Raw genomic sequence first — 19,281 nt, 5'->3', positions numbered from 1 at the left:
GATTATTTTTTACTGTCCTTTTTCTCTCTTCTCTGAGCATCCAATACGGCTACTGTTGCCAGGTTCACAATCTCATCAACGCTTGAACGCATCTGCAATACGTGTACGGGCTGCTTTAATCCCATCAGGATTGGCCCGATCACCTGGGCAACTTTCATTCCTCTGATGATTTTGTAGGATAAGTTTGCACTTTCAAGATTCGGGAAGATAAATGTATTGGCAGGAATCTCACCTAATTTAGAGAAAGGATAATCACTCAAATGATCTGCATTCATTGCAAAATCAGGTTGAATTTCTCCGTCCACAATCATTTTCGGATATTTCTCATGAAGAATGCTTACCGCTTTCGCCACTTTTTTAGAGGTATCGGCAATGGCTGCGAAGTTTTCAAAACCAAGCATCGCAATTCTCGGTTCGATTGCAAAAGATTTCACGGTAAATTCAGCCATTTTAGCAATATTCACAAGATCTTCAGCGGTAGGATTCTGATTGATGGAAGTATCAGCAAAGAAAATCGGCTTCTTCTCAGATAAAATCATCATCATCGCTGCTACTTTATCTACTCCTTTGTCTTTTTCGATAACTTCTAAAACCGGACGTAAAACGGAAGTATAGTTTTTAGAAAAACCTACAATAAGAGCATCTGTATCGCCATGTTTCAACATCAACGGACCGAAGTAATCTCTCTGACGAACATACCTTTTCGCCTTGTACTCGTTCATGCCTTTTCTCTGACGGAGCTTCCAAAGGGTTTCTCTGTATTTTTTTCTGTTTTCTTCCTGATCATCATCGCTGGGATCAATAATCGGAATATCCAATTGAATTCCGAAGCGCTCCATTTGCTCTTTGATGTATTTTTTATTTCCTAAAAGGCTGGGGAAAGCAATTCCTTCTTCATAAAGAATCTGAGCTGCCTTCAATACATTGTATTCTTCAGCATTTCCCAGGGTAACTCTCTTAGGGTTTGATTTTGCACGGCTCTGCATCATTCTTACCAGCTTTTCATCTCTTCCCATACGGTCAAGAAGCTGGTTTTCATATTCTTCGAAATCAGCGATCGTTTTTCTCGCAATACCGCTTTCGATAGCTGCTTTGGCCACAGCACTGGAAACTTTAGTGATCAGCCTGTTATCAAACGGTTTCGGAATGAAATATTCTCTGCCGAACTGTAAATTCTGAACGTTATAAGCAAGGATTACAGCTTCAGGAACCGGCTCTTTGGCAAGATCTGCAATTGCATGAACTGCTGCCAGTTTCATTTCTTCATTGATTCCTTTTGCCTGAACATCCAATGCTCCACGGAAAATATAAGGGAAACCTAAAACGTTATTTACCTGGTTAGGATAATCACTTCTTCCTGTTGCCATGATAACATCTTTACGGGTTTCGATGGCTAAATCATAAGCAATTTCCGGATCAGGATTTGCCAGTGCAAAAACGATAGGGTTTTCATTCATGCTTGAAAGCATTTCCGGAGTCATCACATTTCCTTTGGATAAACCGACGAAAACATCAGACCCTTTTACGGCATCTTCTAAAGTATCGATGTCTGTATTCGCAATAAAATCTATTTTTTCCGGCGTAAGGTTTTCTCTTTTATGATTGATTACGCCTTTACTGTCGCACATCAGGACATTTTCTCTCTTCAGTCCTAAGGAAATGTACAGATTGGTACAGGCAATGGCTGCCGCTCCGGCACCGTTAACCACCATTTTCACTTCTTCGATTTTCTTATCTGCAATCTGTAAAGAGTTGATCAGTGCTGCAGCAGAGATAATAGCCGTTCCGTGCTGATCATCGTGCATTAAAGGAATATCCAATTCTTCTTTAAGCTTCTGCTCGATATAAAACGCTTCAGGAGCTTTGATATCTTCAAGGTTGATTCCACCGAAAGTAGGGGCAATTCCTTTTACAATCTGAATAAATTTATCGGGATCTTTTTCATCAATTTCAATATCAAAAACATTGATATCTGCAAAGATTTTAAATAAAAGGCCTTTTCCTTCCATTACAGGTTTTGAAGCCTCAGCGCCGATATCACCCAATCCCAAAACTGCAGTACCATTGGATATTACAGCTACCAGGTTTCCTTTTCCCGTATAATCATAAACGGTTTCGGGTTTATCATGAATTTCCATACAAGGAACAGCCACTCCGGGAGAATATGCTAACGATAAGTCTCTTTGGGAAGAGTGCGGTTTTGAGGGAATAACCTCGATTTTTCCTTTAGGTTCGGCTTTGTGATAATCTAACGCGGCCTGATTAAAGTTCTTTTCGTCGCGGTGGGTTTTACTTGACATAGAATTTTTATTTTAAAGTATATATTTAATATGGTAATCGACTAAACTCTCGATAGGTTTTTGTACAACATTACCAACATTTAAATTGAGCTCTGCAGCAGCAGAACGTAGAATATTTTCGTAATAATAAGCAATAGAACCGATAAAATTGATCTCGGCATCTTTGGATTCTTCATAAGGAAGAACCTGGTAATCGAAGAAATTTAGCATTTCCTCAAAAACCATTTTCTGGAAATAGGGATGATCTTTTCTTTCGACTACAAATTTGTTGAAATTGGCTAAATAAGCATTCGGCCTCGAGGTGTGATACATATTTTTCAATGCCTCATCAATCGTTAAGTGATAGGTTTCTTCAAATTCAGTATGTAAATCCTGAGGAAGTTTCTGCATAAAGAATCTTCTTACGAGCTGCTTTCCTATAGAGCTTCCGCTTCCTTCATCTCCCATCAGGAATCCAAGTGAGGGAAGCTTTATTTTCAGGTTGGTTCCGTCAAAATAACATGAGTTGGATCCCGTTCCCAAAATACAGACAATTGCAGGCCTGCCACTGTAAGCAGCATAGGCTGCAGCGGTAAGGTCTTCCTGGGCAATCACTTCTGCCTTGGTAAAAAACTTTTCAAGTTCTCTTTCAATGGTAATCCGGTTTTGGGGTATTCCACAGCCTGAGCCGTAGAAAAAAACCTTTGTTATTGAGTTTTTAACAGCACTCAGATTGATGTTTTTCTCAATTTCAGGAACGATAAGTTCAGCTGCAATATTATTGGGGTTAAAGCCAATAGTCTCCGTTTTCATAAAGACTTTCTTGAAATCATCTAAAATTACCCAATCACATTTGGTAGAACCGCCATCAACAATAGCAACCATATTTTACATTTTAGTTTAAGGATGCTAAATTATGAATTTATCTTGAAATAGCTTTAAAAACACCTCCAAAGCTGTGAGGAATGCCTACTGTTTTATATCAGTTTTATTTTTATTGAATTGTAATAACCAGTCTTCTATTTCATCTTCCAGATAGGAAGTCTGTAAAATCATAGCATTAATAAAATCATCCGGTACAGGTTCGTTTTTGGAATTTTCAAGGTTCCAAAGCTCATCAGATATATTTTCATATTCCGAGTACACCCGTTTGAAACGAGAATTCTCTCTTTCAAGAGCCTCAATATTTTTCTGTTGAAGCTGGAATTTTCTGTATTTGTTTTGACGTTCCATACAAATATTAGGGTTAATGTGGTTATAAAATGGGATGAGTATGCTTCAATCACGCATTACAAGATAGAAAAAACCATCAACACAAGTAGTTGAAAATGAATTTATTATCAGGTATGTTTTTATTCTGTCTGAAAATTAAAGTTAGAAATAATTTTCATCTAAAAAAAAATTTTAACATCTTTTTTTAGTGTTTAACATATAGTTATACATTTGCATATCATATAAATTTGGATGAGAGAATTAATACTACGCCAGAAACAGATTTTGTTCTTCATATTAGCCGGAGGACTCAGTGCTATTGTAGAAATAGGAAGCTTTAAAGTCTTCAGCACCTATCTTCCGCACTTCTTTCCCCCTGAAACAAATTTCCATGGAATACATTATCCCTTCAGTAATATTTTTTCCACAAGCTGCGGTATTCTTACCAACTATTTCCTGAGCATCTGGTTTGTTTTTGAAAGGGGAAAACATTCAAAAAGAAAAGAGTTTGTATATTTTATGGCGGTCTCTTTTATTTCCACATTATTCAGTCTTGGTTTCTTCCAGGTATTCTACAGTTATATATTTAAAGATAATATCAGTTTGATTTTTTATACCTTAAGTCCTGAAATGATCAGTAAGATTGCAGCAATTTTACTGGTTTCCATCCTTAATTATTCTGTAAAGAAAAAAGTAATTTTTAACGGTTAACCTATGGTAAAGATTTTAAATTATACCTGGAGATTGTGGCTGTTGATTCTGGCTTTTGTTTTAACAATTGTTTTTGGAATCCCTGTTTATATTTTATCTTTTAATAAGAAACATTATAAGTATGCCTACAAGTTTATCCGTTTCTGGTGCTACGGAATGTTTTATGGGATGGGCCTCCGCTACGAGCTGATCAATCTTACCGATAAAAAAGTTGATAAAAACAGGCAGTACGTGGTCATTTCCAATCATACCTCGATTATGGATATTATGCTTCCGTGCATTTTATTTCCGAATCATCCGCTTTGCTATGTCGGAAAAAAAGAACTGGTAAAGATTCCTATTTTCGGAACTATTTATAAAAGGATATGTGTCATGGTAGACCGCGGCAGTGCAAGAAGCCGTGCTGATGTTTACAGAAGGTGTGCCGAAAAAATGGAGGAAGGAAACAGCATTGTTATTTTCCCTGAAGGCGGTGTACCGGATGATACGTCTGTTGTTTTAGACGAATTCAAAGACGGGGCCTTCACCTTATCCTCTAAGCATCAGTCACCTATAGCCGTTTATACTTTCGTAGGATTAAAAGAAATTTTTCCGTTTGACAACTCGAAAGGGTATCCGGGAAAAGTAAAAATATATTTCAATGATATCATTGAGCCTGTAAATACTCAAAAAGAAATGAAAATTCAGGCCTTCCGGGAAATAAAAAAAACATTGTCGGAACATTCTATTTAAAAGAAATAATTATATTTGTTTACGAAATTTTTAACAAACATGTCAAATTATTCTAAACAAACCAACTGGGGACAATTTATTCCATTGGTTACTGTATTCTTTTTCTGGGGATTTGTAGCTGCAAGTAATGATATCCTGATCCCGGTTTTCCAAAAAGCATTTGATTTAAGTCAGACCGAGAGTATGCTCGTACAGATTTGTTTCTACGTGGCCTATACCGTCGGTTCTTTAATTTATATGGCGGTTTCAAAGGGGTTGAAACAAGATTTAGTCAACAAAATAGGCTATAAAAATGGCCTTATCTTAGGGCTTCTTGTCTCTGCAGCAGGAACTTTATTATTTTATCCGGCTGCCAATCTGGGGTCGTTCCCGTTAATGATCTCAGGATTATTTATCGTGGGATTAGGCTTCTCTTTACAGCAGATTGTAGCCAATCCTTTAGCTATTGAAGTAGGGCCAACCGAAACAGGTTCCCAACGATTGACCATGGCAGGGGGAATTAATAATTTAGGAACGACTATAGGTCCGCTTATCGTTTCTTTTGCTATTTTCGGAGCTGCTTCTGCGGCTAATACGGAAGCCAGTATAGAGAGTGTGAAAATTCCTTACCTTATTTTAGGAGTGGCTTTTGTTCTGGTTGCTATCATGCTTAAATTTTCTTCACTTCCTGCGATTACTCCGACGAATCTTGAAGAAACGGATGATGCCGTTCCGGGAGAACACAGAAAATCAGCTTTCCAGTATCCACAGTTGGTGATGGGGATGATTGCTATCTTTGTATATGTGGGAGTGGAAGTTTCTACAGCAAGTAATTTACCGGCTTATATGGAAAAAAGCCTGGGCTTTGAAACTAAAGATGTAGCGCCTTATATTTCTTTATACTGGGCTTCATTGATGATCGGGCGTTGGACAGGTGCTGTAGATGCATTCGATTTCAGTGCAGGATTCAAAAAGATTTTAAGATTCCTTGCTCCCTATCTGGCGTTCGGTGTATTCTTACTGGTAAACGCTATTGCCAAGCATGATCTGTCTCATTTTTATGTGTATGCATTAATTATTGTTGCCATGATCATTTGCGATATTATGAGTAAGGGTAACCCGGCAAGAATGCTGCTTATCTTCTCTACTGCAGGAATTGCAGCCCTATTAATCGGAATGTTTACCACAGGAATGGTTTCCGTATATGCATTTACAAGTGTAGGTTTATTCTGCTCTACCCTTTGGCCTTGTATTTTCGCCTTAGCTATCAACGGGCTTGGAAGACATACCAACCAGGGTTCAGGATATCTGATCATGATGATTATGGGTGGTGGAATCGTAAGCTTCATTCAGGGATATGTTGCGGATTTAACCAATATCCATTTCAGTTATATCGTCGGAGTGGTTTGTTTCGCCTATTTGGCATTCTATGCAATCCGTGTAAGTGGTATCTTAAAATCCCAGGGAATTGATTTAGATAAAATTTCAAAAGGTGGAGGTCACTAACCATACAAAAATATATAAGAAAAAGAGATTTTGGGCAGGTGTATTACTTGCCCAATTTCTTTTGTTTTTTCTTTTTTCAAAATCGGAAATGATGATTTCTTTTTTCGAAAGCTTTTTTGAATTTCAGAAAAAACTTCACCAGCAGTTGTTCGCATGGATTCCTTTTTCTTTCGGGGATGTTATATATGTTTTAGCAGGATTTTTTTGTCTGTATTGTCTGATCGGGTGCTTTAAAAAGAAAAGCAGGAACAGCTCTCTTATCAGTCTTCTGCTCTTCATTAACATTTTTTATTTTACGTATCAGATATTCTGGGGAATGCTTTACTTCCAGACGCCGATTATTAAAAAACTGTCTAACCAGGAAGAGCCAAGTTTAGATAAAGCAAAAAAACTGGCCCTACGATATCTTGAGAAATGCAAAACAACAAGACAGCTGGTAAAGGAAGACCACAAAGGTGTTTTTGTTATTTCTGACCTGTCATCGGTTCAAAAAGAAATACTTTCCAAACAGCAGAAACTTCCGGGATATATTTCAGAAAAGAAAGCTCCCCAGATCAATTCCTTTAAACCCAGCCTTTTTAAGAATGTAATGAGTTTTACCGGCATTTTAGGCTATTACAACCCTTTTACGGGAGAATCCCAATACAATTCTGAATTACCTTCTTCATTCATCCCATTTACACTGGCTCATGAAAGCTCACATCAGCTGGGTTTTGCCAGAGAGCAGGAAGCTAATTTTGTGGGTTTTTTAATTGGTGTTGATTCTCAAAATTTAGAGCTGAGATACAGCACTGAATATTTTACGTTAAAAAGTCTTTTAAACTTTATTGTCGATAATGACCCGGAATTTGTAAAATCTGTTTTAAATAATTATTCGGTAAAAATGAAAAAGGACAGATCTTACGAGAAAAATTTTGTCCTGAGACATCAGGGATGGCTGGATGATTTTTTTGGATTTACCAATAATCTTTTTCTGAAAACCAATCAGCAAGACGGCTCCGTCACCTATTCTTACTTTATCGATCTGCTTCTAAACTATGAAAAATAGGGATAAAAAAAGAATCGTATCAGGCGATACGATTCTAAAAACACAAATGATGAAAAAAAATTTATTACCTTGACTTGTTCCCTCATTCAAGGCGATGTAAAAGTACAATAATATTTATAATTACAAAAACATTTTACTTCTTTTTTTAAACTTTAAGAAAACTTTAAGATTTTTTAAGTTCTCTTGAGTTCATCCATGATTAATGAATTTATTTCACAACAATTAAATGTTTATAGAAAAAATATTTAATATGAATTTTCGTTCAAAAACACACATTACAATAAACCTTTATTTAGGAATAAAATATTCGTAATAAACTATAATTCGTTTAATGAAATAAGAGATTAATAAATGATCTCTACTTTATAAGAAAAACCTTATATTTTTATATTTTAAAACTCAGCTTATCATTTTAACGATGGATTTATAGCAAAGCATAACAGCACACTTAAGCAGGAGTCCTGCAAAATCCCAGTATTAATCGTATATTCCGGAAAATAAGTCATAAATCACCTGAAAAGGAAAAAGTGTTTGGTTTTTTAAAACATCTTTGTATTTTAGATAAAAATATTAATATGTTATTTGATAAACTAATCAACTATTTAAAACTTGATAAACAGGAGTTTCTTTTCCAGTTTAATTCTCATCCGAATTATCCTTCAGCACTCGCTTTTAGTGATACTTTAAATTTTATGGGCGTAAGAAATGATGCTTACGAACTGGATAAGGAATATTGGGATGAATTACCTGAAGAGTTTATTGCCATCGTTGACAATTCTTTTTCCCTGGTTAAGAAAAACGGAGCTCAGTATTCCATTTATTCCGATAAAGCCAAAACTTTAAATAAAGAAGAACTTCATAAAAGCTCAACAGATTTTGTACTGTTGTTTGAAAAGGCTGAAAATGCTGATAAGACAATCTCCAGTTATAAGCCTTTTATCTACATCATTTTAGGAATTACCGTGTTCTATTCTGTATTTACCCAGCAATGGTATGAAGCATTATTTAATATTTTATCCTTAACAGGAGTTTATATATCATTGGAGATTTTCAAACAGAAGTTCGGAAATACATCGGCAGTTATCGGTAGTATTTGCGGAGATACTTCCGGCACTCAGGTGGTAAATTCCTGTAATAAAATTATCAATCAGGACAAAACAAGCATTCTCGGATTAAAATTTTCCGATTTTTCACTGATCTATTTTATCGGAATTGCAGTATTAGGTTTATTCTTACCTGTCACTGCATTTATTATTAAAGGTTTCACCATCGTATCGGTTATAGCCATTGGCTATTCATTATACATTCAGGCATTGGTTGAAAAAACATTTTGCAGGGTTTGTCTTCTTATTATTTCAATTTTGATAGCCCAATTGCTGATCAGCACACTGACTTTTCAAAATACATTTTTTGATTCAGGCAGTGTCTTGCTCACTTTACTTCTGTGGGCTGTTTCCTTTTTTTCGGTTTTATATATCAGCAATATCCTTACGGCAAAAGAAACATTACAGAAATCAAATGCAAAGAATTTAAGGTTTAAAAGAAACTATGATTTATTTAAAAGAGAGCTTACCGAAAATGAAAAAATCAGCTTCAACGACAATCAGACATTTTCTTTAGGAAACAAAGAAGCTAAGATTCGTATTTCGGTAGTTTCAAATCCATATTGTGGTTTTTGTAAAGGAGCCCATGAAATTCTGGAGAGTTTATTGAAAAAATATCCGAATGATCTGTCTGCCCAGATAAGATTCAATTATTTTCCGGAAAAACCCAATGAAAAATATACCGCCCTTCTTTCTGATTTTATGAACATTTATAAAAACAAATCTCAAAGTGATTTTTTAAATGCCGTGGAAACCTGGTTTGAAAATAAGGATGAAAGTAAGATTAAAAGTATAGCCGACACAAACTCCGGACCGGAAGATCTTACCGCTTTAGTCCAGATGTCTGTGGAAAACAGCAATGCAGGATTGAACTTCACTCCTATTTTTATTATTAACGGGTATCAGTTTCCGGACAAATATGACCGCGAGGATATTCACTATTTTATTGATGAACTGATTGAAGATGAGGAAATTTAATATAATCGGAATTGATATATCGAAATTCACTATATTAGGAAAAAAATAAACGAGAATACGGCAGGTTTACACTAAGTCGAAAATCTCAAACCATGACTATGAAAAATTTAAAAAAACTGTCAAAACAGAATCTTGAAAGCATTACCGGTGGTGCTTTGGTAATATGCCTGCTTCCTAACGGAGGATCAGCATTATGCCCTGATTATTGCCCTTTGGAGATCTGCAATGCAGTCCCGGCCAGATGTCTTATTACAGATGACTCTTGCTGGTAACGATAAATATTAAAATTGTTAAGAATGTCGTCATCTTTTTGATGGCATTTTAAATGAAAATGTACTTGATTTTGAAGAAGTTTCCTATCTATAAACAACCGGATGCCAAAGACTGCGGACCGACATGTCTTAGAATTATCAGTAAATATTACGGTAAGAGTATATCATTACAACAAATCCGTAATCTTTCAGAAACTACCCGTGAGGGCAGCAGTTTACTTGGATTAAGCGATGCAGCAGAAGATCTGGGCTTCCGTTCCCTGGGTGTACAGGTTGATTTTACCACTCTTGCAGAAGAGGTTCCGTTTCCCTGTATTGTACACTGGAACAAAAATCATTTTGTAGTTGTTTATAAAATTGATAAGAACAACAAAGTATATATATCAGATCCGAGCTACGGATTAATTACTTATAACAGAGAAGAGTTCATAAAATTATGGATCGGGGAAAATGCGACTGAAAAAACGGAAGAAGGTATTGCCCTTATCCTTGAAACCACACCTGCCTTTTTTCAGACAGAATTTGATGACCATGAAAGCAAGGCCAGCTTTAGCTTTCTTTCAAAATATTTGCTGAAGTATAAATCTCTGGTGATCCAACTTGCTGTAGGCCTTTTGGCAGGGAGTTTATTATCACTTATTTTTCCTTTCCTCACCCAGAGTATTGTGGACGTCGGGATACAGAATCAGGATTTAAACTTTATTTATCTTGTCTTATTGGCCCAGGTCATGCTTTTCATAGGAAGAATGGGAATTGAGGTCATCCGAAGCTGGATTCTGCTTCACCTTTCAGCAAGAATCAATATTTCAATCATCTCTGATTTCTTCATTAAGCTCATGAAACTTCCTATCAGTTTCTTTGACACAAGAATGACAGGGGATATTATGCAGAGAATCAACGATCACCACAGGATTGAACAGCTTCTCACCAGCTCTTCTCTGAATACCCTGTTTTCGCTCGTCAATCTTATTATTTTCAGTATTGTATTGCTGTTTTATGATTACAGGCTATTTATTGTCTATCTGGTAGGAGCCATTTTGTATATCGGATGGATCAGCTTTTTCCTGAGCAAAAGAAAGGAGCTTGATTATAAACGGTTTTCTCAGGTTTCCCAGGAGCAGAGTAAAGTAATTGAGCTGATCAACGGAATGCAGGAAATTAAAATGCACAATGCAGAGAAGCAAAAGCGTTGGGACTGGGAATTTCTGCAGGTAAAATTATTTAAGATCAGGATAAAATCTCTTTCCCTGGAACAATGGCAATCGGTAGGGGGAAATTTCATTAATCAGATGAAAGATATCCTGGTAAGTTTTCTTTCTGCCAAACTGGTGTTAAGCGGGAACCTTACCCTCGGGATGATGCTTTCCGTGCAATATATTATCGGACAGCTTAACAGCCCTTTATTACAATTGATCGACTTTATCAAACAGACTCAGGATGCTAAAATATCCCTTGAAAGATTAGGCGAAATTCATGATAAGGATGATGAAGAAAATAAAGATGAGCAGTATGCTTCTGAGCTTCCTCAACAAGATATTGACATTGAAAATCTTTCATTCAGGTATATCGGCTCTGATGTTTTTGTTTTTGAAAATCTCAATCTCACGATTCCTTATCAGAAAACAACTGCAATTGTAGGTGCCAGCGGAAGCGGAAAAACAACCCTTCTGAAATTGCTGATGAAATTTTATGAGCCCAACCAGGGAGATATCAAAATCGGGAATACAAAGCTTAAAAATGTTTCTCCGAGATTCTGGAGAGATCATTGCGGAGTTGTAATGCAGGAAGGATATGTATTTAATGATACCATTGCCAACAATATCGCAATAGGTGAAGATTATATCGACAAACAAAAGCTTAAAAAAGCGGTAGAAATAGCCAATATAAAAGATTTTATCGAAGGGCTTCCGTTGAGTTACAACACAAAAATCGGGAACGAAGGTGTGGGAGTCAGTGGCGGACAAAAACAGAGACTGTTTATTGCAAGGGCTGTGTATAAATCCCCGGAATACATTTTTTTCGATGAAGCTACTTCCGCTTTGGATGCCAATAATGAAAAGATCATCATGGAAAACCTGGAGCAGTTTTTCAAGGGTAAAACCGCGATTGTGATTGCTCACAGGCTTTCTACAGTAAAACATGCTGATAAAATCATTGTTTTGGACAAAGGAAAAGTTGTGGAAGAAGGAAACCATGCAGAATTAGTAGCATTAAAAGGTGAGTATTACAGGCTTGTAAAAAATCAACTGGAATTAGGAAATTAAATTCCTTTTTTTTAACTAAATTCACTAAACCAATTCTAAAAATTTCAGTTATGAAAAATTTAAAAAAAGTCGCAAGACACAGTTTAAAGGAAGTTCATGGCGCAGGGCCTATTTCAGCCTATCCATGTAATTGTTTCTGCTATATCGGCAGCAATAAAGTATGGAATGCCTGTAACCAGTACTGCCCGGGAGGAGAAGTAATTCCTGGTGTAGAAATCGGCAATTCGCCAAACTGTGATTACAAACTGCCATTGTAAAATTCATTTACATTGGAAACTGAACAAAAATCCTCTTCATGAGGATTTTTAATTTTCATTTGTTATTCTTATATGGAAAAGGAAATTTTAGACACGATAGAACTTCGTTCGGAAAGCGTACAGGATATTTTGACGCAACCGCCACATTGGATGATCCGTTGGGGCAACACCATTATATTTATCATTCTTCTTCTCATTCTGGGGATGAGTTATATGATAAAATATCCTGAGTTTATTCCCGCCCCGATTATCGTTACTTCACAAAATCCACCGGAGAAACTGGAAGCCAGAACCAACTCCAAAATAGAAAAGATTTTCATTAAAAATCATCAGCAAGTAAAAAAAGATGATGTACTGATGGTTATGCAGTCAACAGCCAACTATAAAGATGTATTGACTTTAAAAAAGATCATCGATTCTATTGCACCTAATCAGCTTTCCTCTTTTCCATTGCAGGAAACTTCACATTTCAAACTTGGAGAACTTCAGGGCGATTATAATAATTTTGCAAAAGCTTTTCAGGATGAAGCGCTTTTTACCAGATTACAGCCTTATGCGCCTGAAAATTTAGCCGCAAATCAAAGTATTTCTGAATACAAAGTACGTATTTCTACTCTCAGACAACAAAAAAGTCTTGAAGCGGCAAAGTATGAACTTACCAAGAAAAATTACCAGCGATACCAGGAACTTTACAGTCAGGGAGTCATTGCTGCCATGGAGCTTGAAAATGAAAAAATAAAATATCTTCAGGCACAACAGAACCTTGAAAATATTACGATTTCATTATCCCAGATGGAAGAAGGAATTTCCAACCTGAATAAAACAAAAAGCGGTACCGCCATTAATACGGAAAAGGATAAGATTAATTATTCTTCCCAGACTTTACAACTATTTGAACAGCTAAGGAAATCTTTAAAACAGTGGGAACTCAATTATCTTGTTATCTCATCTACAGACGGTGTTGCCAGCTTCCAGCAGTTTTTTGGTGAAAATCAGTTTATCAAAAGCGGGGATGCTATTTTATCGATTCTTCCTAAAAATAAAGAAACTCTGGTAGGAAGAATGTCCGTACCATCCGTTAATTCCGGTAAGATCACTCCGGGACAGAAAGTTTTAATTAAACTGGATAATTACCGTTTCCAGGAATACGGTATTGTAGAGGGGAAAGTACAGAATATTTCTCTTTCACCGGATGACAAAGGAAATTACTATGTAGATATTATTCTTCCAAAAGGATTAAAAACATCTTATAACAGAAATCTCACTTTTGATAAAGAGCTTAAAGGGAATGCAGAAATTGTAACGCAGGATTTAAGGCTTATTGAAAGGTTTTTCTATCAGATCAGAAAATTACTGGGATATCAAAGCTAAATTCAGTAATCAAAATGAAGAATGATTTATTAATAAAAAAAAGTGCGGCTCTATTTCTGTTGATGGCTATATTGTTTTTAAGTGCTCAGAAACAAATCAGGACATTTCCCGATATGGAAGATAAATTGGGAACTCATTTTCCTATTGAAAATTTTAAAGACAAAAACGGCAAAAACTATAGTCCGGAATATCTCAAAGGAAAAACAACCTTTATTAATTTATGGTCTACTACATGCGCACCCTGCCTTAAAGAACTTCCTTTTCTCAATAAATTACAAAAATATTCGCCTCATTCCCTGTTTATAGGAATCACATATGATCATCCGGAAAAGGTAAATAATTTTTTAATAACTCATGATTTTAATTTCTATCAAATAACAGATGCTGGTCAGCAATTAAAATCATATCTGGTAATTCAACGGCTTCCCATGTCATTTATAGTAGACAAAAACGGAATCATTAAAGAGATCATCGGAATTGTGAATGAGGATAATTCAGAATCAATTCTGAAAAGTTTAAATGAAGAATAAAATAGCTTAAGATAGCTCTTTATAAAATAAGAAAACCGCAACAGATTGTTGCGGTTTTTTGTAGCGAAGACGGGAATTGAACCCGTGACCTCAGGGTTATGAATCCTGCGCTCTAACCAACTGAGCTACCTCGCCGTTTTGGTGGTGCAAATATATAAAATATTTACTAACCTCCAAAATTATTTTAGCTTAAAATACTCCAAAACATCGCCTACATGGTCTGGTTTGTTGATTATCTTATTGTTAGCATCCAAAATAAAATACGTCGGTGTTGCGTGTACATTATAGGTATCACTATAACTGCTGTTCCAGCCTCTTAATTCCGAATCATTGATCCATGGAAAGGCAGCAATTCTTTTGGTATAAGAATTTTTATCTACATCTAAAGAAAGGCCTATTACCTGTATATTTTTTGATTTTAAGTCATTATACTTCTCTAAAAGCTTCGGCAATTCACTTTCGCAATGTGAACATGTAGAAGACCAGAAAACGATCACTTTTTTATCAGCTTTTACATCATAAATTGATTTAGCTGAAGTGTTGACAGCCGACTGGAATTTATAGTTAGGAAAAGCCGCTCCGATTTCAACATTGGCATTTGATTTAAGCGTTGATGCCAGTCTGTCATTAATCGTACATTTCAGATTTTTAGCAAGACCAAGGTATTTATCCTTAAATTCCTTCATCTCATATACATCAAAAATATCGATCAGCTCAGACAAAACAGTTTGTCCGCGTGGAGTTTCCACTTTTAATCGGTCTAAAAGCTTATCTACAGAGCCTGTGACATTTTCGTTCCCTCCTGAGTTTAAATAAGCCACCAATATCGGCCTCAATAAAGATGAGCTTTCAAGCATATCATTTGACTTATCAATGAAATTAATGATCTCCTCCTGAGAAGGCTTTTTAGCTGGATCACTGGATAAGAACTTACTGTTATTTGTATTGTAATAGTAAATAAATGGATGCTGTGCCTGATCAACTCCACTCGCTCCTCCCGATAATCTGCTGATTTCTGTTTTTAATGCCTTTCCAAAATCGGTATCATCCTTATAGTATTCTTTAATCTGGGACAGTGCCGGTAAGATTAACTCTTTTTTCTGAGAACCTTCCTGCAGCTTGCTCATTATATCGTTAGCTTCATCCAGATACATAATATCCTTGATCTTATTATTTTCTGTCTGAAGTTTAATATTTACATTTTTATTTTCAGAAATAAAATTGAAGGTATTATTTGTATTCGGAAAATACACTTTCATCATTCCCATATAATGACTGGGATATTTGAAATTCCAGGTATTATTTTTAGCCTGTTCTTTTGTAAAAATAATATCTTTTGAACCGTTTAATGTATATAAAATTGCCTCTTGATCTTTAAAGTCAGTCGGAGCCTGAACTGTAATACTGAATTGTGCCTGTAGAGAAAAAGCAGATAAAGCTGCTGATAGTATAAATATCTTTTTCATATTGTAAAAATAAAAAAACTCTCCGATTAATCAGAGAGTTTCAAATATTTTAATAAAATTTTTATATTTTCTGGCTGTTATATTTTTTTGTAAAAAATACAATAAACATTACTGCTGCAATTACCAATGCGTAAATGTACATATCAATAGGTGCCGCTCCGGGAGTCGAACCACCACCACCATCACCATCTCCTGGCCTTGGAGGCTGTGCATTGACTAAGAAAACAGCGAAAAGAAAAAGAGCGTATACTAGTTTATTTAAAGTTTTCATATATTTTATTTTAAGATTTTTGTGTTCACAGTTTCTCCCTTATCAGAAACAATTTTTACTACATAAGAGTTTTTAATTGCACTATCCAGTTCAATTACAAAATCTGTAGAAGTACTAACTGCTTTCTTAGAGATAACCAGTTTACCGCTCATATCATAAACTTCAATATCTGCTTTCTTCCAATCCGGATCAAATCTTACAATGTAGTTTGTAATTTCCGGGTTATATACCACTTTTGTTCTTGAAGGCTTAACACTTACCTCACCACCTGCTATTTTTGCAGTTGCTATGAGTGTGCTAGGCGATCCGTAATATAGATCATATTCTGCACCAGTAACCGGAATTACATCACCTTGTTTTGCCTCCGTTACAGTTCCGTTTGGAGCTTTGTAATAAAACCCTATACCGGAAGACAACTGATGTGTTCCATTGCTTACTAATGCCGCATTTTCTCTAATTTCAAATTTATACGACTTTATCGCGCTGCTGTAGTTAACCAGCTTTACGTTCTTTCCTTGGAAATCATTTTCGTTGGCTTCGTTGATATATAACCAATACTTTGCAGTATAATTATTATCATAACCTCCGCTTGGGCTTTCTTCGAAAGTTCCTAAAATATCAGTTCCTGTTGCTGCATACTGAGTTGTAGCAGTAGCAGTGTGCCCTGTACTACCATTAGGATAAACTACATAATATGTAGTACCAATTACTTTACCGTTAGCATCAAGAGCACTAACTCCTAATTGTTTTACGGTACCGCTATTGCTTATTAAGCCTTTATTTGCAGAAACACTGTAATTCGTGTTGGCATCTCTGCTGTAGTAATTAAATCTTCTTAGATTAGAAAAGTTAAGTACATCGGCATTACTGTTATTATTAAGTTTGATGGCAAAAGTACCCAAAGGTCTTATCATCATATAATCAACATCCCCTGTTGGAACCCCAGCATTGAAAGTAATAGCTCTGTATGAACCAGACCCACCCCCGTTTTGATTATATTGAACTCCTGAAACATCAAGTCTTACTCCATAAATATTGCTAAGATTTACTCCGTCACCAACAGCAGCCGGCTCGTTGTATGCAATTCTGGATAAGTCAAGATTTGTAAGGAAAGGATTGGCATACTGATACCAGTTTTTACCAAAGTTTCCTGCCCATGCCGTTCCTGAAGTTAATTCAAAACCATCCTGAAGATATGTGTTATACTTTTCAGCATAATCATTTTTATTAGCTCCTCCTACACCAAAATTAATGGCTGAGCCAGCATTCTGTAAAGTAACACTCATCCCGATATCACTAAGCGGGCGACCTTTTACAGTACGAGTAACATTACTTACATCAAGCCCGGTTCCACCCAAGATCCAGTAAGCATACCCATAAGCCGCATCTCCAAACTTATAAATACTGTTCAGATTTGGCAAATGATGAAACTCTACTTTTGTGTTGTCCCAATGAAGCATATCATTTTTGGAACGTCTGGTAGCATTAAATGTCTTACCTAATTCAGCATTCAAAGTAGCAGGAGTTTTCATGTAGAATGGCATACCAACCTGTTGGTAGTCACCGTGGCGAACCTGTCTGAACTGCTGATCGATAATTCCTGTAATGTTTGTTTGTGTAAGACCGGAAATATACAGCTGACCGTATGTATAAACGGGAGGTGTCGTAGGGTTATTGACATTTACAGATGCATAAGCTGTTTCTTCGTTAAGCATATTAACGAAGTTACCTCCACCGTTTGCTTCTGTTTTTGCAACATTTGAAGCATCAATAGTTGTAAAGGCATCAGTAGCATTTCCAACCACCATAACGTTACCGTGGTTTTCTACCTTACCTGTACCTTTCATCTGCATGCCTCCTCCACTATAAACTAGTGTGCCTTTACTCACATACATATTAGCATTAGTGTCAACATGACATAGTATCTGCGCCTGAACAGACCAACTAATTGCTAAAAGACCAATAGCAAATAAACTTTTTCTCATTGTATAATAGTATTTGTGTGTTAATACAATCTCACCTGCAAAGTTATGTTTTTTTTTTCTTATAAAAAAAATTATTTTATTTATTCACAAAAATATTATCTTCCGTTAATATTATTTCTTTTTCTTCGCCAATTGAGAACATATAATCTTCTAACACTTTTTCTGTAGTTCCTCTCAAACCTCTGGCGCCCAAGCCTTTTTCCATTGTTTCATCTACAATTTTTGCAATTGCTCCATCTGTAAATTTTAAACTTGTACCATCCATTTTGAAAAGTTCTATAAATTGGTTTACAATTGAATTTTTAGGTTCCTTCATAATTCGGATCATCGTCTCTTTTGTGAGTTTTTCGAGATAAGTTATGATGGGAAATCTCCCCAAAAGTTCGGGAATTAAACCGAAAGAACGAAGATCTATTGCATTAATATTAGTTAATATATAATCATCTTCATCCACTTTATTGATTTTTTCAGAACTGAAACCAATCGCCTGCTTGTTCATTCTTCTTTCAATAATTTCCTTGATTCCGTCAAAAGCTCCGCCGGCAATAAATAGTATGTTCTGTGTATTTACCTGGATATATTTCTGGTCCGGATGTTTTCTTCCTCCCTGAGGGGGAACATTTACAATACTTCCTTCCAGCAGCTTCAGTAATCCCTGCTGAACTCCTTCTCCGGAAACATCTCTGGTAATACTCGGGTTATCTGATTTTCTGGCAATTTTATCAATCTCATCAATAAATACAATTCCTTTTTCTGCTTTTTCCACATCATAATCAGCTACCATAAGAAGTCTTGACAGAATACTTTCCACATCTTCTCCTACATATCCGGCTTCCGTTAAAATTGTAGCATCTACAATACAAAAAGGAACGTTCAACTCTCTGGCAATGGTTTTTGCCAATAAAGTTTTTCCGGTACCGGTCTCACCGATCATGATGATATTTGATTTTTCCAGCTCTACTTCCCGGTTTTCATCCTGAGCATGAAGCAGTCTTTTATAATGATTGTAAACGGCAATTGAAAGCTGTTTTTTTGCCTGGTCCTGCCCGATCACATATTCATCAAGAAATTCTTTGATTACTTTTGGTTTTTTTAGTTCTTCCACATTTTCCGCAGGAGAAAATCCTGTTTTAGAAACACCGTCTTTCACAATAGAATGGGCTTGCTCTATACAATTTTCGCAAATAAATCCGTTTTGTCCGGAGATCAGCATTTGCACCTCATTTCTTTTTCTGCCACAGAAAGAACATTGGTTTGAATTCATATCTATAATATATATATGTTAAAGAAAATCGTAAAAAATTTCTTTTTTACGAT

17 protein-coding genes and 1 tRNA gene are annotated in these 19,281 nt (G+C 35.9%); 10 read left to right on the top strand and 8 right to left on the bottom strand.

Annotated features, from left to right (window positions below; translation table 11 throughout):
• Window positions 1–2 precede the first annotated feature (2 nt).
• The 3 genes from AB8P06_RS04340 to AB8P06_RS04330 all read right to left on the bottom strand — a co-directional run bounded on the left by AB8P06_RS04340 (window position 3) and on the right by AB8P06_RS04330 (window position 3,512).
• The gene (locus tag AB8P06_RS04340; protein ID WP_369838334.1) at window positions 3–2,300 is read right to left on the bottom strand and encodes an NADP-dependent malic enzyme; all 2,298 of its coding nucleotides are present in this window, start codon (window positions 2,298–2,300) and stop codon (window positions 3–5) included.
• Between the two features lie 12 nt (window positions 2,301–2,312).
• Entirely contained in the window at window positions 2,313–3,164 is an 852-nt protein-coding gene (locus tag AB8P06_RS04335) for a BadF/BadG/BcrA/BcrD ATPase family protein (protein WP_369838331.1), read from the bottom strand.
• A gap of 84 nt (window positions 3,165–3,248) precedes the next feature.
• Window positions 3,249–3,512, bottom strand: a complete 264-nt coding sequence (locus tag AB8P06_RS04330) for a hypothetical protein (RefSeq protein ID WP_007844847.1) — start codon at window positions 3,510–3,512, stop codon at window positions 3,249–3,251.
• Between the two features lie 231 nt (window positions 3,513–3,743).
• Between AB8P06_RS04330 and AB8P06_RS04325 the strand changes: the two genes are divergently transcribed.
• From AB8P06_RS04325 to AB8P06_RS04280, 10 genes are all read left to right on the top strand, one after another.
• Window positions 3,744–4,202 carry a GtrA family protein gene (locus AB8P06_RS04325; RefSeq protein WP_369838328.1) on the top strand — a complete coding sequence of 153 codons (459 nt, stop codon included), beginning with the start codon at window positions 3,744–3,746 and terminating at the stop codon, window positions 4,200–4,202.
• Between the two features lie 3 nt (window positions 4,203–4,205).
• A complete protein-coding gene (locus AB8P06_RS04320) occupies window positions 4,206–4,934 on the top strand; it encodes a lysophospholipid acyltransferase family protein (RefSeq protein ID WP_369838325.1) in 729 nt (242 codons plus the stop codon).
• 39 nt (window positions 4,935–4,973) lie between these two features.
• Window positions 4,974–6,419, top strand: a complete 1,446-nt coding sequence (locus AB8P06_RS04315) for an MFS transporter (RefSeq protein WP_369838322.1) — start codon at window positions 4,974–4,976, stop codon at window positions 6,417–6,419.
• Between the two features lie 88 nt (window positions 6,420–6,507).
• Entirely contained in the window at window positions 6,508–7,467 is a 960-nt protein-coding gene (locus AB8P06_RS04310; RefSeq protein ID WP_369838320.1) for a DUF3810 domain-containing protein, read from the top strand.
• A gap of 575 nt (window positions 7,468–8,042) precedes the next feature.
• Entirely contained in the window at window positions 8,043–9,548 is a 1,506-nt protein-coding gene (locus AB8P06_RS04305) for a thioredoxin domain-containing protein (RefSeq protein ID WP_369838318.1), read from the top strand.
• 98 nt (window positions 9,549–9,646) lie between these two features.
• The gene (locus AB8P06_RS04300; protein ID WP_369838316.1) at window positions 9,647–9,820 is read left to right on the top strand and encodes a bacteriocin-like protein; all 174 of its coding nucleotides are present in this window, start codon (window positions 9,647–9,649) and stop codon (window positions 9,818–9,820) included.
• Between the two features lie 71 nt (window positions 9,821–9,891).
• On the top strand, window positions 9,892–12,084 hold the full coding sequence (locus AB8P06_RS04295; protein WP_369838313.1) for a peptidase domain-containing ABC transporter: 2,193 nt from the start codon (window positions 9,892–9,894) through the stop codon (window positions 12,082–12,084).
• 50 nt (window positions 12,085–12,134) lie between these two features.
• Window positions 12,135–12,341: a bacteriocin-like protein gene (locus AB8P06_RS04290; protein WP_369838310.1), complete on the top strand. Its 207-nt coding sequence runs from the start codon at window positions 12,135–12,137 to the stop codon at window positions 12,339–12,341.
• Between the two features lie 72 nt (window positions 12,342–12,413).
• The gene (locus tag AB8P06_RS04285) at window positions 12,414–13,712 is read left to right on the top strand and encodes an HlyD family secretion protein (RefSeq protein ID WP_369838308.1); all 1,299 of its coding nucleotides are present in this window, start codon (window positions 12,414–12,416) and stop codon (window positions 13,710–13,712) included.
• Window positions 13,713–13,726: 14 nt separating this feature from the next.
• The gene (locus AB8P06_RS04280) at window positions 13,727–14,242 is read left to right on the top strand and encodes a TlpA family protein disulfide reductase (protein ID WP_369838305.1); all 516 of its coding nucleotides are present in this window, start codon (window positions 13,727–13,729) and stop codon (window positions 14,240–14,242) included.
• A gap of 61 nt (window positions 14,243–14,303) precedes the next feature.
• On the opposite strand, the gene AB8P06_RS04275 is transcribed toward AB8P06_RS04280, so the two are convergent.
• The 5 genes from AB8P06_RS04275 to clpX form a co-directional block, all read right to left on the bottom strand.
• A tRNA-Met gene (locus AB8P06_RS04275) sits at window positions 14,304–14,377 on the bottom strand.
• A gap of 44 nt (window positions 14,378–14,421) precedes the next feature.
• Entirely contained in the window at window positions 14,422–15,708 is a 1,287-nt protein-coding gene (locus AB8P06_RS04270) for a TlpA family protein disulfide reductase (RefSeq protein ID WP_369838303.1), read from the bottom strand.
• 61 nt (window positions 15,709–15,769) lie between these two features.
• Complete coding sequence (locus tag AB8P06_RS04265; protein WP_369838300.1) at window positions 15,770–15,979, bottom strand: signal peptidase; 210 nt, start codon at window positions 15,977–15,979, stop codon at window positions 15,770–15,772.
• Between the two features lie 5 nt (window positions 15,980–15,984).
• Entirely contained in the window at window positions 15,985–17,964 is a 1,980-nt protein-coding gene (locus AB8P06_RS04260) for a T9SS type A sorting domain-containing protein (protein ID WP_369838298.1), read from the bottom strand.
• A gap of 76 nt (window positions 17,965–18,040) precedes the next feature.
• Window positions 18,041–19,228 carry an ATP-dependent Clp protease ATP-binding subunit ClpX gene (gene clpX / locus AB8P06_RS04255; RefSeq protein WP_369838296.1) on the bottom strand — a complete coding sequence of 396 codons (1,188 nt, stop codon included), beginning with the start codon at window positions 19,226–19,228 and terminating at the stop codon, window positions 18,041–18,043.
• Between the last annotated feature and the right edge of the window lie 53 nt (window positions 19,229–19,281).

This window comes from Chryseobacterium tongliaonense, from assembly GCF_041224435.1.
GTDB lineage: Bacteria > Bacteroidota > Bacteroidia > Flavobacteriales > Weeksellaceae > Chryseobacterium > Chryseobacterium tongliaoense.
The sequence above is the reverse complement of the archived record's forward strand: the minus strand, read 5'-3'. Positions and strand labels throughout refer to the sequence as shown.

Excerpts from the sequence above, each read along its gene's own strand:
- AB8P06_RS04285 (WP_369838308.1), top strand. The coding sequence starts at position 12,414 with ATGGAAAAGGAAATTTTAGACACGATAGAACTTCGTTCGGAAAGCGTA.
- AB8P06_RS04305 (WP_369838318.1), top strand. The coding sequence starts at position 8,043 with ATGTTATTTGATAAACTAATCAACTATTTAAAACTTGATAAACAGGAG.
- AB8P06_RS04315 (WP_369838322.1), top strand. The coding sequence starts at position 4,974 with ATGTCAAATTATTCTAAACAAACCAACTGGGGACAATTTATTCCATTG.
- AB8P06_RS04280 (WP_369838305.1), top strand. The coding sequence starts at position 13,727 with ATGAAGAATGATTTATTAATAAAAAAAAGTGCGGCTCTATTTCTGTTG.
- AB8P06_RS04340 (WP_369838334.1), bottom strand. The coding sequence starts at position 2,300 with ATGTCAAGTAAAACCCACCGCGACGAAAAGAACTTTAATCAGGCCGCG.
- AB8P06_RS04300 (WP_369838316.1), top strand. The coding sequence starts at position 9,647 with ATGAAAAATTTAAAAAAACTGTCAAAACAGAATCTTGAAAGCATTACC.
- AB8P06_RS04270 (WP_369838303.1), bottom strand. The coding sequence starts at position 15,708 with ATGAAAAAGATATTTATACTATCAGCAGCTTTATCTGCTTTTTCTCTA.
- AB8P06_RS04310 (WP_369838320.1), top strand. The coding sequence starts at position 6,508 with ATGATGATTTCTTTTTTCGAAAGCTTTTTTGAATTTCAGAAAAAACTT.
- AB8P06_RS04290 (WP_369838310.1), top strand. The coding sequence starts at position 12,135 with ATGAAAAATTTAAAAAAAGTCGCAAGACACAGTTTAAAGGAAGTTCAT.
- AB8P06_RS04335 (WP_369838331.1), bottom strand. The coding sequence starts at position 3,164 with ATGGTTGCTATTGTTGATGGCGGTTCTACCAAATGTGATTGGGTAATT.
- AB8P06_RS04265 (WP_369838300.1), bottom strand. The coding sequence starts at position 15,979 with ATGAAAACTTTAAATAAACTAGTATACGCTCTTTTTCTTTTCGCTGTT.
- AB8P06_RS04260 (WP_369838298.1), bottom strand. The coding sequence starts at position 17,964 with ATGAGAAAAAGTTTATTTGCTATTGGTCTTTTAGCAATTAGTTGGTCT.
- AB8P06_RS04320 (WP_369838325.1), top strand. The coding sequence starts at position 4,206 with ATGGTAAAGATTTTAAATTATACCTGGAGATTGTGGCTGTTGATTCTG.
- clpX (WP_369838296.1), bottom strand. The coding sequence starts at position 19,228 with ATGAATTCAAACCAATGTTCTTTCTGTGGCAGAAAAAGAAATGAGGTG.
- AB8P06_RS04330 (WP_007844847.1), bottom strand. The coding sequence starts at position 3,512 with ATGGAACGTCAAAACAAATACAGAAAATTCCAGCTTCAACAGAAAAAT.
- AB8P06_RS04325 (WP_369838328.1), top strand. The coding sequence starts at position 3,744 with ATGAGAGAATTAATACTACGCCAGAAACAGATTTTGTTCTTCATATTA.